Annotated in this window: 15 protein-coding genes; 12 read left to right on the top strand and 3 right to left on the bottom strand. The window is 68.8% G+C overall.

Annotated features, from left to right (window positions below; genetic code table 11):
* The first annotated feature begins 16 nt into the window (after positions 1 to 16).
* The 6 genes from ccoO to AC30PD_RS20725 are packed head-to-tail and all read left to right on the top strand — an operon-like array spanning position 17 to position 3,754.
* Entirely contained in the window at positions 17 to 646 is a 630-nt protein-coding gene (gene ccoO, locus AC30PD_RS20700; protein ID WP_489537583.1) for a cytochrome-c oxidase, cbb3-type subunit II, read from the top strand.
* Positions 647 to 656: 10 nt separating this feature from the next.
* Entirely contained in the window at positions 657 to 824 is a 168-nt protein-coding gene (locus AC30PD_RS20705) for a cbb3-type cytochrome oxidase subunit 3 (RefSeq protein ID WP_489537584.1), read from the top strand.
* A complete protein-coding gene (ccoP, locus tag AC30PD_RS20710; RefSeq protein WP_489537585.1) occupies positions 821 to 1,729 on the top strand; it encodes a cytochrome-c oxidase, cbb3-type subunit III in 909 nt (302 codons plus the stop codon). The genes AC30PD_RS20705 and ccoP overlap by 4 nt, the downstream gene beginning before the upstream one ends.
* A 21-nt stretch (positions 1,730 to 1,750) precedes the next feature.
* Entirely contained in the window at positions 1,751 to 3,208 is a 1,458-nt protein-coding gene (ccoG, locus tag AC30PD_RS20715; protein WP_489537586.1) for a cytochrome c oxidase accessory protein CcoG, read from the top strand.
* A 27-nt stretch (positions 3,209 to 3,235) separates the two neighbouring features.
* Positions 3,236 to 3,481, top strand: coding sequence for a nitrogen fixation protein FixH (locus AC30PD_RS20720; RefSeq protein WP_489537587.1), 246 nt, complete (start codon positions 3,236 to 3,238; stop codon positions 3,479 to 3,481).
* Between the two features lie 9 nt (positions 3,482 to 3,490).
* Positions 3,491 to 3,754, top strand: a complete 264-nt coding sequence (locus AC30PD_RS20725) for a hypothetical protein (RefSeq protein ID WP_489537588.1) — start codon at positions 3,491 to 3,493, stop codon at positions 3,752 to 3,754.
* 15 nt (positions 3,755 to 3,769) lie between these two features.
* On the opposite strand, the gene fnr is transcribed toward AC30PD_RS20725, so the two are convergent.
* A complete protein-coding gene (fnr, locus tag AC30PD_RS20730; protein WP_489537589.1) occupies positions 3,770 to 4,546 on the bottom strand; it encodes a fumarate/nitrate reduction transcriptional regulator Fnr in 777 nt (258 codons plus the stop codon).
* A gap of 85 nt (positions 4,547 to 4,631) precedes the next feature.
* On the opposite strand from fnr, the gene hemN reads away from it, so the two are divergent.
* On the top strand, positions 4,632 to 6,044 hold the full coding sequence (gene hemN / locus AC30PD_RS20735; protein ID WP_489537590.1) for an oxygen-independent coproporphyrinogen III oxidase: 1,413 nt from the start codon (positions 4,632 to 4,634) through the stop codon (positions 6,042 to 6,044).
* Positions 6,045 to 6,056: 12 nt separating this feature from the next.
* Positions 6,057 to 6,773 carry a sulfite exporter TauE/SafE family protein gene (locus tag AC30PD_RS20740; RefSeq protein WP_489537591.1) on the top strand — a complete coding sequence of 239 codons (717 nt, stop codon included), beginning with the start codon at positions 6,057 to 6,059 and terminating at the stop codon, positions 6,771 to 6,773.
* Positions 6,774 to 6,783: 10 nt separating this feature from the next.
* Here the strand turns inward: AC30PD_RS20740 and AC30PD_RS20745 are convergent, their stop codons facing one another.
* Both AC30PD_RS20745 and AC30PD_RS20750 read right to left on the bottom strand, forming a co-directional pair.
* Positions 6,784 to 7,563, bottom strand: a complete 780-nt coding sequence (locus tag AC30PD_RS20745) for a fused MFS/spermidine synthase (RefSeq protein ID WP_489537592.1) — start codon at positions 7,561 to 7,563, stop codon at positions 6,784 to 6,786.
* Complete coding sequence (locus AC30PD_RS20750) at positions 7,560 to 9,239, bottom strand: SulP family inorganic anion transporter (protein ID WP_489537593.1); 1,680 nt, start codon at positions 9,237 to 9,239, stop codon at positions 7,560 to 7,562. The genes AC30PD_RS20745 and AC30PD_RS20750 overlap by 4 nt, the downstream gene beginning before the upstream one ends.
* 187 nt (positions 9,240 to 9,426) lie before the next feature.
* Between AC30PD_RS20750 and AC30PD_RS20755 the strand changes: the two genes are divergently transcribed.
* Genes AC30PD_RS20755 through AC30PD_RS20770 form a run of 4 tightly spaced genes read left to right on the top strand, consistent with a single transcriptional unit; the run spans position 9,427 to position 14,382 of the window.
* Positions 9,427 to 11,781, top strand: a complete 2,355-nt coding sequence (locus AC30PD_RS20755) for a bifunctional salicylyl-CoA 5-hydroxylase/oxidoreductase (protein ID WP_489537594.1) — start codon at positions 9,427 to 9,429, stop codon at positions 11,779 to 11,781.
* A 5-nt stretch (positions 11,782 to 11,786) separates the two neighbouring features.
* Positions 11,787 to 12,323 carry a MarR family winged helix-turn-helix transcriptional regulator gene (locus AC30PD_RS20760; RefSeq protein ID WP_489537595.1) on the top strand — a complete coding sequence of 179 codons (537 nt, stop codon included), beginning with the start codon at positions 11,787 to 11,789 and terminating at the stop codon, positions 12,321 to 12,323.
* Positions 12,320 to 13,183 (top strand): enoyl-CoA hydratase family protein, encoded by an 864-nt coding sequence (locus AC30PD_RS20765; protein ID WP_489537596.1) that lies wholly within the window; start codon positions 12,320 to 12,322, stop codon positions 13,181 to 13,183. Before AC30PD_RS20760 ends, AC30PD_RS20765 begins: the two co-directional genes overlap by 4 nt.
* Positions 13,184 to 13,185: 2 nt before the next feature.
* Positions 13,186 to 14,382: an acyl-CoA dehydrogenase family protein gene (locus AC30PD_RS20770; protein ID WP_489537597.1), complete on the top strand. Its 1,197-nt coding sequence runs from the start codon at positions 13,186 to 13,188 to the stop codon at positions 14,380 to 14,382.
* Positions 14,383 to 14,398: the final 16 nt, after the last annotated feature.

Here is a 14,398-nt window from a genome sequence, read left to right on the forward strand (position 1 = left end):
ACCCCGGAGCACCACCATGTCCCAAACCACAGACAAGTCGACCGGCTTCTCGCACGAGAAGATCGAGACCAACAACTTCCTGATGATCGCGCTGATCCTGCTCGTGGTGGCGGTCGGAGGCATCGTCGAGATCGTGCCGCTGTTCTTTCAGCGCTCGACCACCGAGCCGGTGCCGGGTCTCAAGCCCTACACCGCGTTGCAGCTCGCCGGCCGTGACATCTACGTGCGCGAGGGTTGCTACAACTGCCACTCGCAGATGATCCGCCCGCTGCGCGCCGAGACACTTCGCTACGGCCACTACTCGATGGCTGGCGAGTTCGTCTACGACCACCCGTTTCAATGGGGCAGCAAGCGCACCGGCCCCGACCTGCACCGCGTGGGTGGCAAGTACAGCGACGAGTGGCACCGCATCCACATGAACAACCCGCGCGACCTGGTGCCCGAGTCGAACATGCCGGCCTACCCGTGGCTGGCGAAGGCTGCGCTGAACCCGGCCGAATCCGAACCGCGCATGCGCGCCATGCGCCTGCTCGGCGCGCCGTACAGCGACGCCGAGGTCCAGGCGGGTGCCGCCGCGCTCGCCGGCAAGAGCGAGCTCGACGCGCTGATCGACTACCTGCAGGTGCTCGGCACCGCCGTCAAGTGAGGGCCTTGGTGTGGACGTGAACATTCTCCGGATCGTGGTGACGCTGGTGTCATTCGCCGTCTTTCTCGGCATCGTGCGCTGGGCCTTGTCGCGCCAGAACGCAGCGTCGTTCGACGAGGCCGCGCAGTTGCCCTTCCTCGATGGTGAAGCGGGCAGCCCACAGGAGCGTCAGCCATGAGCGACTTCTTCAACAGCGGCTGGGCCATCTTCGTCGGCACCGCGACCGTGCTCGGGCTGCTGTGGTGCCTGTGGTTGCTGAAGGTGGCCAGCACGCGCGAAGTCATGGCCGGTGACAACACCACCGGCCACGTGTACGACGAAACCCTGGTCGAGATGAACAACCCGCTGCCGCGCTGGTGGGCGGTGCTGTTCGTGCTGACCGTGGTGTTCGCCTTCGGCTACGTGATCGTCTACCCCGGGCTCGGCAGCCTGCCCGGGCAGTTCGGCTGGACCAGTGCCAACCAGTACCAGGCCGAGCAGCAGAAGGCGGCCGAGCAGATGGAAAAGGTCTACGCCAGGTTCAAGGACATGCCCGCCGCCGAGTTGCGCAAGAGCCCGGAAGCCATGGCGATCGGCGAGCGCCTGTTCATCAACAACTGCGCAGCCTGCCATGGCTCCGACGCGCGCGGCAGCAAAGGCTTTCCGAACCTGACCGACAACGACTGGATCCACGGCGGCACGCCCGAGAAGATCGAAGAGAGCATCACGCTCGGCCGCCAGGGCAACATGCCGCCGATGGCCGCCGCGGTGGGCACGCCGGAAGACGTGCGCAACCTGGCGCATTACGTGCTCAGCCTGTCGGGCAGCGCCCACGACGGCATCAAGGCCGCGGCCGGGCAGTCGAAGTTTGCCGCCTGCGCCGCCTGCCACGGGCCGGGGGGCCAGGGCACGCAGGCCCTCGGCGCGCCGAACCTGTCCGACAGGATCTGGCTGCACGGCTGGGGCGAAGAGGCCATCGTCAACATCGTCAACAACGGCAAGCTCAACGTGATGCCGGCGCAGGGCGGCCGCATGTTGCCGGAGCAGATCCACGTGCTGGCGGCTTACGTGTGGGGCCTGTCGCAAAGTGCGCTGCCGCCGTAAGCCGTTGCGGGCCTGAGGCCAATGTCGACACGCAAGATCATCCCCATCGCCGCGGCCGAGGCGTCGTCGTCGTCGTCGGAGATCGTCTCGCTCTACCAGAGCGAGGGCAAGATCCAGATGCGCTCGGTCACCGGCTGGTTCGCCAGCTGGCGCTGGGCCCTGGTGTGGCTCACGCAGATCCTGTACTACGGCCTGCCGTGGTTGCAGTGGAACGGGCGCCAGGCGGTCTTGCTCGACCTCGGCGCGCGCCGCTTCTACATCTTCGGCATGGTGCTGCACCCGCAGGACGTGATCTACCTCACCGGGCTGCTGATCCTCAGCGCCTACGCCCTGTTCCTGTTCACCGCGGTGGCCGGGCGCCTGTGGTGCGGCTTCGCCTGCCCGCAGACCGTGTACACCGAGATCTTCATGTGGGTGGAGCGGCGCTTCGAAGGCGACCGCCAGGCCCGCATCAAGCTCGACGCCGCGCCCTGGAGCCTGAACAAGGTCTGGCGCAAGGGTGGCAAGCAGCTCGCCTGGCTCGCCATCGGCCTGTGGACCGGCTTCACCTTCGTCGGCTACTTCACGCCGATCCAGTCGCTCGCGGGCGAGGTGTTCCGTTCGAGCGGTTTCGGGCTCGGCCCCTGGGAAACCTTCTGGATCCTGTTCTACGGTTTCGCCACCTACGGCAACGCCGGCTACATGCGCGAGCAGGTCTGCAAGTACATGTGCCCCTACGCGCGCTTCCAGAGTGCGATGTTCGACCGCGACACGATGATCATCAGCTACGACACGGCCCGGGGCGAGCCGCGCGGTTCGCGCGCGCGTGGCGTGGCGCCGGCTTCGGTGGGCAAGGGCGACTGCATCAACTGCACGCTGTGCGTGCAGGTCTGCCCGACCGGCATCGACATCCGCGACGGTCTGCAGTACGAGTGCATCGGCTGCGCGGCGTGCATCGATGTCTGCGACAGCGTGATGGACAAGATGAACTACCCGCGCGGCCTGATCCGCTACGCCACGCAGAACGGCATGCAGGGAGGCTGGCCGGCGGCGAAGATGTGGCGCCGCGTCGCGCGGCCGCGGGTGCTGATCTACAGCGCCGTGCTGCTCGTGATTGCCACCGCGTTCGTGGCCAGCCTGGCCTCGCGCTCGCCGTTCAAGGCCGACGTGGTGCGAGACCGCGCCTCGCTCGCGCGCCTGGTCGAAGACGGCCGGGTCGAGAACGTCTACCGCGTGCAGCTGATGAATTCGACCGAGACCGCGCAGCGTTTTCACATCGAGGTGACGGGCCTGCCCGACGCCGTGGTCACGTCGCAGCCCGACGTGGACGTGGGCGCCACTCAGGCGCGCTGGGTCGCGCTCTCGGTGCAGATGCCTCCGCAGGCGGCCAGCGCGCTCGGGCCCGGCGCGCACCCGATGCAGGTCCGCATCACGCTCAGCTCGGAAGCGTCGCGGGGCGTGTCGCTGAATGAAAAGTCGACCTTCGTGGTCCCGCGCTGAAGGCTTCCGTCGATGAAAGGTGCTTCGATGACATCACCACTCCCAACTGCTGCACTGGTGCCCTGGTGGCGCGTCGGCGTGATGTGGCTCGTGCTCGGCGGCCTCGGCGTCGTGGTGGCCGGCAGCTTCGCGCTGGCGTTCACGGCCGTGAAGGGCGCCGACATCGTGGTCACCGAGAGCCTGCCCACCGGGCGGCCGGGCGGCACGCAGGCGAACACGCCTGCGATCCAGGGCCGCAACCACGCGGCCACACCGCCGCTCGCCAGCCGATAGGGTGGCGCGATGATGAAACAGCGTGCACTGCGCATCCTGTGGCCGGCCTTCCTGATGGCCGGTGTGCTCGAGACCATGGTTTTCGCCGTGGTCGACCCGGGCGACCTGCACTGGTTCGGCGGGCCGGCGATCGGCTGGTCGTCGCAGGCGATCTACACCGTCACGTTCCTGATCTTCTGGGGTGCGGTGGCGACGGCCGGCGCCATCACGGCGCTGTTGACGCTGGAACCCGAAGAACTCAACCGCCGCGGCGTCACCGGGCCGCGAGCCTGATGCGGGCTGGGCGAATCAGCAGCTGCTGCTGCCGTTGACGAGCTGGCGCAGCGCTGCTTCGTCGAGCACACGCACCTGGCGCTGCTTGACCTCGAGCACGCCATCTTCCTGGAACTTTGAAAACGCGCGGCTCACGGTTTCGAGCTTGAGCCCGAGGTAGCTGCCGATCTCTTCGCGGGTCATGCGCAGCACCAGCGCGGTCGACGAAAAGCCGCGCGCCTGGAGCCGCTGCGTCAGGTTGAGCAGGAAGGCGGCCACGCGCTCTTCGGCACGCATGCTGCCGAGCAGCAGCATCACGCCGTGTTCACGCACGATCTCGCGGCTCATCACCTTGTGCAACTGGCGCTGCAGTTCGCTGAACTCACGCGACAGGCTCTCCAGCTGGTGAAACGGGATCACGCAGACCTGCGAGTCTTCGAGTGCCACCGAGTCGCAGGTGTGGTGGTCGGTGCCGATGCCGTCGAAACCGAGCAGCTCGCCCGCCATCTGAAAGCCCGTGACCTGGTCGCGCCCGTCTTCGGCAGCCACCCGGGTCTTGAAGAAGCCGGTGCGCACCGCAAACAGCGAGCGGAACGGGTCACCGCTGCGGTACAGCGTTTCACCGCGCGACACCGAGGCTCGATTCGCCACCAGCGAGTCGAGCCGCTCGATCTCGGGCTTGCTCAGGCCCAGCGGCAGGCACAGCTCGCGCAGGTTGCAGCTCGAGCAGGCCACCTTCAGGGCGTGGGCATGGGACGGCGAAGCCGGCTGCGGGTGGATGACGACGGTCTCGTGCGCTGCGGGGTTTGACATGCGTCACATTCTGCGCTCATCGGAGTGAACCGAGTTTGACTTTCATCAAGGGCTTTCGGTCTGGTTGCAAGCACAGTGGTGGCAGATGAACACCACCTCGCCCCCGCGCGAGCCCCTTGTCTCGCCCGAGCTGCTGCGCCGACTCGACGTGCCGGGCCCGCGTTACACCTCGTACCCCACGGCCGACCGTTTCGTCGAGGCCTTCGGCGCTGCCCAGTACCGGCAGGCGCTGCACACGCGGGTCCAGGGCGCGGCGCGCAATGCCGGCCTGGCGCCGCTGTCGCTCTACGTGCACCTGCCGTTCTGCGAGTCGGTCTGCTACTTCTGCGCCTGCAACAAGGTCATCACGCGCCACCACGAACGCGTGGCGCCCTACCTCGACGCGCTCGAGCGCGAGGTGGCCCTGCACGTGGCCGAGATCGGGCCGCGCCAGCCGGTGAGCCAGCTGCACCTGGGCGGTGGCACGCCCACCTTCCTGAGCGACACCGAGCTCGAGCGCCTGATGTCGATGCTGCGTCAGGCCTTCAGCGTCGCCACGAACGCAGAGGTCTCGATCGAAGTCGACCCGCGCACCGCCGATCCGGCACGCCTGGCGCACCTGGCCGGCCTGGGCTTCAACCGCCTGAGTTTCGGTGTGCAGGACTTCGACGAACAGGTGCAACGTTCCGTGCACCGCGTGCAAAGCCAGGCCAGCGTGCAAAGCCTGCTCGAAGCGGCGCGCGCGCTCGGTTTTCGGTCCACCAACGTCGACCTGATCTACGGCCTGCCGATGCAGACGGCGGCCTCGTTCGCCCGCACGGTCGAACAGGTTTGCGCGCTGCGGCCCGAGCGGATCGCGCTCTACGCCTACGCCCACCTGCCGCAGCGCTTCAAGCCGCAGCGCCGTATCGACGCCGCGCTGCTGCCGCTGCCGCAGCAGAAGATCACCATGCTGGCGCAGGCGATCGCCGGCTTCACCGAGGCGGGTTACCACTACATCGGCATGGACCACTTCGCGCTGCCCGACGACACGCTGGCCGTGGCGCGGCGCCAGGGCCGGCTGCACCGTAACTTCCAGGGTTACAGCACGCAGCCCGACTGCGACCTGATCGGCCTGGGCGTCTCGGCCATCGGCCGCGTGGGTGCCACCTACAGCCAGAACGCGAAGACCCTGACCGAATACACCGATGCGCTCGGCCAGGGGCAGTTCCCGGTCACGCGCGGGCTGGCGCTGTCGCGCGACGACCTGCTGCGCCGCGCTGTCATCATGGCGCTGATGTGCCAGGGCCGGGTCGAGTTCGAGTCGATCGCGCTCGCCCACCTGGTCGACTTCTCGAAGGTGTTCGCGGCCGAGCTCGAAGCCATGCGCTCACTCGAAGCCAGCGGGCTGGTGCTGCTCGACGGCAGCTCGATCGAAGTCACCGAGCTCGGGCGCTACTTCGTGCGCACCGTGGCCATGCTGTTCGACCGCCACCTGCAGGTCGACCGCAGCCGCGAGCAGTTCTCGCGCGTGATCTGAGCAGGCCCCCGCGTGGATGCCGCGCTCATCGTCTCGGCCCTGTTGATGGGCCTGGCCGGCGGCCCGCACTGCGCCGCGATGTGCGGCGCCGCGCACGGGGCCATCGCCCAGCGTGGTGGCGCGGCACACGCACCGCACGCGCTGCTGGCCTTGCAGATCGGGCGGCTGGTCAGCTACACGCTCGCCGGTGCGCTGGTGGCGGTGAGCGTGTCGTGGGTGCGCAGTTTCGAGGCCGCCGCGCCGCTGTTGCGCCCGGTGTGGACGATGCTGCACGTGGCCGCCATTGCGCTCGGCCTGTGGCTGCTGTGGGCCGGCCGCGCGCCGGCCTGGCTGGCGCAGATGTCGCGGCCGGCCAGCCCGCTGGCGGCCGGCACGCAACCGCTGCGCTTCTTTGCGCGTGTGCCGGCCGCGAGCCGCGCCGGCCTGCTCGGGCTGTGCTGGGCCGCCATGCCTTGCGGCCTGCTGCAGTCGGCCCTGATCGTGGCCGCGCTGGCGTCGGGCCCGCTGCAAGGGGCGGGTGTGATGGCAGGCTTTGCCGCAGCGTCGTCGATCAGCCTGTGGCTGGCGCCGCGCCTGTGGCTGCGCTTCGGCGGGGTGGCCGGGCGCGCGGGCGACACGGCCTTGCCGGTGCGGCTCGCCGGTGGCCTGCTGGCCGGGGCTTCGGTGTTCGCGCTGGTGCACGGCCTGGGTTCGGCGATCGCGCAGGCGCTGTGCCTGCCGGGCGCCTGAAGGCCGCCCCTCAGCCGGCGCGCGGCGGCCGCGACAGCTGCAAGCCGATCGCCGAGCGGATGCGTGCGAACGCCGGCAGCAGTGGCTCGCAGGCCGCCGTGCCGAGGCCGGCGCGGCGTGCGAGCGCGGTCGCCGCCAGCGGGGCGGCGAGCTCGCCCTTCCAGGCAAACACCACGCGGTTGCTGCCCTCGCTGTCGTCGACCAGCAGCACCGAGCCGCCGAAGCTGCGCCGAATGCGCTCGACCCAGGTGTCGCAGTGCACGCGGTCGTTGTGCAGGTTCGCGACCAGCAGCCCGGCGGGCTGCAGCACGTCGGCGCAGTTGTCGTAGAAGCGCTGCGAGCGCAGCGCTTTGGGCAGCCCTTCGGCGTCGAAACCGTCGACCAGCAGCACGTCGAAGCGCGCCGACGAGTCGCGCACCAGGTGCGCGCCGTCGCAGGTGAGCACCTGCAGGCGTGCGTCGTCGGGCGGCACGGCGAAGCTGTCGCGCAGCGCCACCACGTGTGGGTTGATCTCGGCCACCGTCAGCGCCGACCGCTGCAGGTGGCGGTGGCAATACTTGACGAGCGAGCCGCCGCCCAACCCGATCAGGCCGATCTGCGCCGGCGCGGGGCAGAACAGCAGAAAGCCCATCATCAGGCGGGTGTATTCGAGGTCGAGCGCATCGGCGTGCTGCAGCCGCATGCGGCTCTGGATGGCGCTCACGCTGAAGTAGAGCGTGCGGGCGTCGAGCGTCTCGCTGACGAACGGGCGTACGTGGTCGTCGGGCTCGTCGGGCGCGGGCGTGTTCATGCCGGGCGTGCCGCCGCGGCGAGCGCGCCGGGCAGGTCGGCCACGAGCTGCGCATCGCCCACCAGCGCGGCGAAACCGGTGCGCTGCAGCGCACCCAGCAGCTCGGGCCCGGCCTCGCACAGCCAGAGCGAGATGCCGCTGCGCTGCAGGCGGCGCAGCAACTGCGTCAGTGCGTCGACGCCCGAAGCGTCGACCCAGAGCACATGGCCGAGCCGCAGCACCAAAGCGTGCGTGCCGGCGGGCAGCGAGTCGGCCAGCGCTTCGACCTTGCCGACGGCGCCGAAGAACAGGGCGCCACGCAGGTCGACCACGAGCACGCCGGGCGGCGTGCCGGCCGCGGCTTCGGCGTCGGCCCGGAACAGCGAGCCCATGCGCCAGATGAAGAACACGCAGGCCGTGACCATGCCGAGCTGCACCGCGACCATCAGGTCGAAGACCACGGTGAGAAAGAAGGTGCCGAGCAGGATCACGCGGTAGCCGAGCGTGAAGCGGCGCAACTGCGAGCGCGAGAACTGGTGCCACTCGCCCATGTTCCAGGCCACGAACAGCAGGATGCCGGCGAGCGCCGCGAGCGGTACGCTCGACGCGAGCGGCGCGGCCACCAGCACGATCAAGAGCAGCGTGAGCGCGTGCACCATGCCCGAGACCGGGCTGGTGGCGCCCGAGCGCACGTTGGTCACGGTGCGGGCGATGGTGCCGGTGGCCGGGATGCCGCCGAACACCGGCACCACCATGTTGGCCACGCCCTGGGCCATGAGCTCCTGGTTCGGATCGTGCCTCGGCAGCGTGGTGATCTGGTCGGCCACGCGTGCACAGAGCAGCGATTCGACGGCGCCCAGCAGCGCCAGCGTGAGCGTGGGGATCAGCAGCTGCTTGGCGCTTTCCCAGCTGAAGGGGGGCAGCTCGAGCGAAGGCAGCGCCTGCGGAATGCCGCCGAAGCGCGTGCCGATGGTCTCGACCGGCAGGTGCAGCAGCGCCGTGGCCGCCGTCATCGTGACCAGCGCCACCACCGGGCCGGGCAGGTGCGAGGCGGCTCGGCCGAAGCGCCCCGCCGCCAGGCGCGAGGGCAGCAGCGCGCTGTCTTTCACGAACAGGCGTGGCCACAGGAACAAGCCGCCGAAACACGTGATGCCGATCGCGAACGCGAACGGGTTGAAGGAATGCAGGTTCGACCACAGCGCGCCGAGCTGGGCGAAGAAGTCGGCCGAGACCTTGCCGGTGCTCAGGCCGAACAGGTCTTTCAGCTGCGAGAGCGCCACCAGCACCGCAATGCCGTTGGTGAAGCCGATGATGATCTGCACCGGCACATAACGCACCAGCGTGCCGAGCCTGAGCGCGCCCATCACGAACATGAGCACGCCCGAGAGCGCGGTGGCGATCAGCAGGTTGGTCAGGCCGTAACGCTCGACGATGCCGAACACGATCACGATGAAGGCGCCGGCCGGCCCGCCGATTTGCACCGAAGAACCCCCGAGCGCCGAAACCAGAAAGCCGGCCACGATGGCGCTGACGATGCCCTGCTCGGGCTTCACCCCGCTGGCGATCGCGAACGCCATCGCCAGCGGCAGGGCCACCACGCCCACCGTGACCCCGGCGCCCAGATCGGCCAGCGCACGCCGCCGGTCGTAACCGTGCAGCGCATCGAGCAGGCGCGGGCGGAAGGGGTGGAGTTGCACGGGGGCCTTCGGGTGGAGCTGGGCCGAGCGGGTTTTGGCAACCTGCAAGCCCAGCACGCCATTGTCTCAGCAGGGAAGGCGGTCGTGGCCGAAAATTCAGCCAATTGCTTTACAACTAAACTATTCTGGACTAACCTTCCTGCCATGCCGGTGCGAGCTGCCGGCGACCATCGGCCTCGGAGCGTTCATGAACATCGTCTGCATCGGCGGTGGCCCGTCGGGCCTGTATTTCGCGCTGCTGATGAAGCAGCAAGACGCTTCGCACCAGATCACCGTGGTCGAGCGCAACCGCCCCTACGACACCTTCGGCTGGGGCGTGGTGTTCTCCGACCAGACGCTGGGCAACCTGCAGGCGGCCGACCCGGTGTCGGCAGCGCAGATCCTCGATGCCTTCAACCACTGGGACGACATCGAGGTCAACATCCGCGGCCACCGGGTGCGCTCGGGCGGGCACGGCTTCTGCGGCATCGGCCGCAAGCGCCTGCTCAACATCCTGCAGCAGCGCTGCGAAGACCTCGGCGTGAAGCTGGTGTTCGAAACCGATGTGCAAGGCGACGAGCAATACCCCGAGGCCGACCTGATCATCGCCTGCGACGGGCTCAACAGCCGCATCCGCAGCAAGTACGCCGCCACCTACCGGCCCGATGTCGACATGCGCCTGTGCCGCTTTGTCTGGCTCGGCACGCACAAGCTGTTCGAGGCTTTCACCTTCGCGTTCGAAGAAACCGAACACGGCTGGTTCCAGGCCCATGCCTACCGCTTCGACGACACCACCTCGACCTTCATCATCGAAGCGCCCGAGAGCGTCTGGCTGAAGGCCGGGCTCGACAAGATGGAGAAAGAAGAGTGCATCGCCTGGTGCGAGCGCCTGTTTGCCAAGCACCTGGGCGGCCATGCACTGATCTCGAATGCCAGCCACCTGCGTGGCTCTGCGCAGTGGATCCGCTTCCCGCGCGTGGTGTGCCAGCGCTGGGTGCACCACAACGGCCGCGCGCCGGTGGTGCTGATGGGCGACGCGGCGCACACGGCGCACTTCTCGATCGGCTCGGGCACCAAGCTCGCGCTCGAAGACGCGATCGAGCTGGCGCGGTGCATCGAGAAGACGCCGCATGACCTGACCGCCGCTCTGCAGCACTACGAAGACGTGCGCAGCATCGAGGTGCTGCGCATCCAGAACGCGGCCCGCAACTCGACCGAGTGGTTCGAGAACGTCGAGCGCTACGTGAACCTGCCGCCCGAGCAGTTCGCGTACTCGCTGCTCACGCGCAGCCAGCGCATCAGCCACGAGAACCTGCGGCTGCGCGACAAGGCCTATGTCGAAGATTACGAAGACTGGATCGCCGAGCACGCTGGCGCGAAGCGCGGGCCCGGGCATGGGCCGGTGCCCCCGATGTTCACGCCGTTCACGGCACGCAGCGTCACGCTGAAGAACCGCATCGTCGTCTCGCCGATGGCGCAGTACTCGTGTGAGGGCGGCCTGCCGGCCGACTACCACCTGGTGCACCTGGGGGCGAGGGCGATGGGCGGCGCGGGCCTGGTGGTGGCCGAGATGACCTGCACCTCGCCCGACGCGCGCATCACGCCCGGCTGCCCGGGGCTGTGGACGCCAAAGCAACGCGACGGCTGGAAGCGCATCGTCGATTTCGTGCACGCCAACTCCGACGCGAAGATCGCGGTGCAGCTCGGCCACGCCGGCGCCAAGGGCTCGACGCGTGTGGCCTGGGAAGGCACCGACCAGCCGCTGGACGCCGGCAACTGGCCGCTGCTCTCGGCTTCACCGCAGCAATACCTCGACGGCGTGAGCGACTGGTCGCGCGCGATGACCCGCGCCGACATGGACCGTGTGCTTGCCGACTTCGTGCGCGCCACCCGCTTTGCCGCCGAAGCCGGCTTCGACTGGCTGGAACTGCACTGCGCTCACGGCTACCTGCTGTCGTCGTTCATCTCGCCGCTCACCAACCAGCGCAGCGACGAATTCGGCGGCTCGCTCGAGAACCGCCTGCGTTACCCGCTCGAAGTGTTTGCCGCGGTGCGCGCGGCGTGGCCCGAACATCTGCCGATGTCGGTGCGCATCTCGGCCCACGACTGGGTCGAAGGTGGCATCACGCCCGACGACGCGGTGCAGATCGCGCGCGCCTTCAAGGCCGCCGGCGCCGACTTGATCGACTGTTCGTCGGGCCAGGTGAGCAAGCAGGAAAAGCCGGTCTACGGCCGAATGTTCCAGACCCCGTTCTCCGACCGCGTGCGCAACGAAGCGGGCATCGCGACCATCGCGGTCGGCGCCATCTCGGAGGCCGACCACGTCAACAGCATCATCGCCGCAGGCCGTGCCGACCTGTGTGCGATCGCGCGGCCGCACTTGGCCAACCCGGCCTGGACGCTGATGGAATCGGCGCGCATCGGCTACACCGAAGTGGCCTGGCCGAAGCAATACCGCGCCGCCAAGTCGCAGCTCGAACGCAACCTCGAACGCGAGCGCGCGGCCGCGGCCGGCGCCACCGGTTCCGCGATCGAGCAAGCCAACCGGGCCTTGGGGGTCTAGAAAGCATGAAACGCGACGACGCCTCCCACGCCCTGCTCACCGAAGCGCAAGAGCTGGGCCACGAAAACCGCGCCGGCAGCGCCGACCACGCCACGCTGAAGCTCTGGCTGCGCATGCTCGCCAGCACCACGCAGATCGAAGCGCAGATCCGCAAGCGCCTGCGCGAGCGCTTCGGCATCTCGCTCGCCCGCTTCGACTACATGGCGCAGCTGTTCCGCTACAAGGACGGGTTGAAGATGCGCGTGCTGTCGCGTTACCTGATGGTCACCGGCGGCAACGTGACCGGCCTCACCGACGAACTCGAACGCGAAGGCCTGGTGTTGCGCGAAGCGAGCCCCGAAGACCGCCGCGCCTGGATCGTGCGGCTCACACCCAAGGGCCGGCGCAGCTTCGAGGCCATGGCGCAAGAGCACGAGCAGTGGGTGCTCGAACTGTTCGCCGGGCTCGACGCCAAGGCCGTGCAGCAGGTCTACGCCCACCTGGGCGCGCTGCGCGTGCAACTGGTGCAACAACACGATCTCACCGCCGAGGACAAAGCATGAACACGACTGTCGAAACGCGCGTCGACCCGGCGCTCGCCGCAGGCAACCGCCAGCTGCTCGCGGGGTATGCCGCCACGCACTTTGAATGGGCTGTGAGCGAAGGCGTGGCCACGGTCACGCTGAACCGCCCCGAGCGCAAGAACCCGCTGACTTTCGACTCCTACGCAGAGTTGCGCGACCTGTTCGGCCAGCTCAAGTACGCGAGCGACGTGCACGCGGTGGTGCTCGTGGGCGCCGGAGGCAACTTCTGCTCGGGCGGCGACGTGCACGAGATCATCGGCCCGCTGGTGCGGCTCAAGGCGCCCGAGCTGCTGATGTTCACGCGCATGACCGGTGACCTGGTGAAGGCGATGCGCGCCTGCCCGCAACCGATCGTGGCCGCCATCGACGGCGTGTGTGCCGGCGCCGGCGCGATCATGGCGATGGCCTCTGACCTGCGCCTGGGCACCGCGCGCAGCAAGACCGCCTTCCTGTTCAACCGCGTAGGCCTGGCCGGCTGCGACATGGGCGCTTGCGCGATGCTGCCGCGCATCATCGGCCAGGGCCGGGCGAGCGAGCTGCTCTACACCGGGCGCTCGATGGGCGGCGAAGAAGGCGAGCGCTGGGGCTTCTTCAACCGCTTGTGCACCACCGAAACCTTGCTCGGCGATGCGCTCGCGCTGGCGCGCGACATCGCCACGGGGCCGACCTTCGCCAACGGCATCACCAAGACCATGCTCCACCAGGAGTGGGCCATGACGATCGAGCAGGCCATCGAGGCCGAAGCGCAGGCGCAAGCCATTTGCATGCTGACCGAAGACTTCTCGCGGGCCTACCACGCGTTCGTGGCGAAGGCCAAACCGCGCTTCGAAGGCAACTGAGCATGAGCGACACCCGCTACCTCGACTGGCCGTTCTTCGAAGAGCGCCACCGTGTGCTCGCGCGCGAGCTCGATGCCTGGGCGAGCGAACACATCGCGCACGCGCATGGCGCAGACGTCGACGCCGAGTGCCGGGCGCTCGTGCGGGCGCTGGGGCAGGGCGGCTGGCTGCGTCATGCGGTCGGCGGCACGGCTTTCGGTGCCGCGGCCGACACGATCGACACACGCGCCATCTGCCTGATCCGCGAAACGCTGGCGCGGCATTCCGGGCTGGCCGACTTCGCGTTCGCGATGCAGGGCCTGGGCACGGGTGCGATCAGCCTCGACGGCACGCCGGCGCAGAAACAGCGCTACCTCACGCGCGTGGCCCGCGGCGAAGCGATCAGCGCCTTCGCTCTATCCGAGCCCGACGCTGGCTCCGACGTGGCGGCCATGGCCTGCGCCGCGCACGTCGACGGCGACCACGCCGTGCTGAACGGCGAAAAGACCTGGATCTCGAACGGCGGCATCGCCGACTTCTACGTCGTGTTCGCGCGCAGCGGCGAAGCGCCGGGCGAAGGTCCACCAGGCGCCCCGGTTCGTGGCGCGAAGGGCATCTCGGCCTTCATCGTCGACGCCGGCACGCCGGGCTTCGAGATCGCAGAGCGCATCGAGGTGATCGCGCCGCACCCGCTGGCACGCCTGCGTTTCACGAACTGCCGCGTGCCGCTCGCCAACCGCATCGGCGCCGGTGGCGAAGGGTTCAAGGTCGCGATGCGCACGCTCGACGTGTTCCGCACCTCGGTGGCCGCCGCGTCGCTTGGCTTCGCGCGGCGTGCGCTCGACGAAGCCTTGCAGCGCGCCACCACGCGCAAGATGTTCGGTGGCGTGTTGGCCGACTTCCAGCTCACGCAGGCCAAGCTCGCGCAAATGGCGACCACGATCGACAGCGCTGCGCTGCTCACGTACCGCGCCGCCTGGCAGCGTGACCAGGGCCGCGGCGTCACCAAAGAAGCGGCGATGGCCAAGCTCGCCGCCACCGAAGGCGCGCAGCAGGTCATCGACGCGGCGGTGCAGATGTGGGGCGGCCTGGGTGTCGTGAGCGGACAGCCGGTCGAAAGCCTGTACCGCGAGATCCGCGCGCTGCGCATCTACGAAGGTGCGACCGAAGTGCAACAACTGATCATCGGCCGCGAGCTGCTCAAGGAAACGCGCGCCTGAGACCGGCCATCCAACG

The organism is Rhizobacter sp. (genome assembly GCF_032229685.1).
Classification (GTDB): domain Bacteria; phylum Pseudomonadota; class Gammaproteobacteria; order Burkholderiales; family Burkholderiaceae_C; genus LMDS01.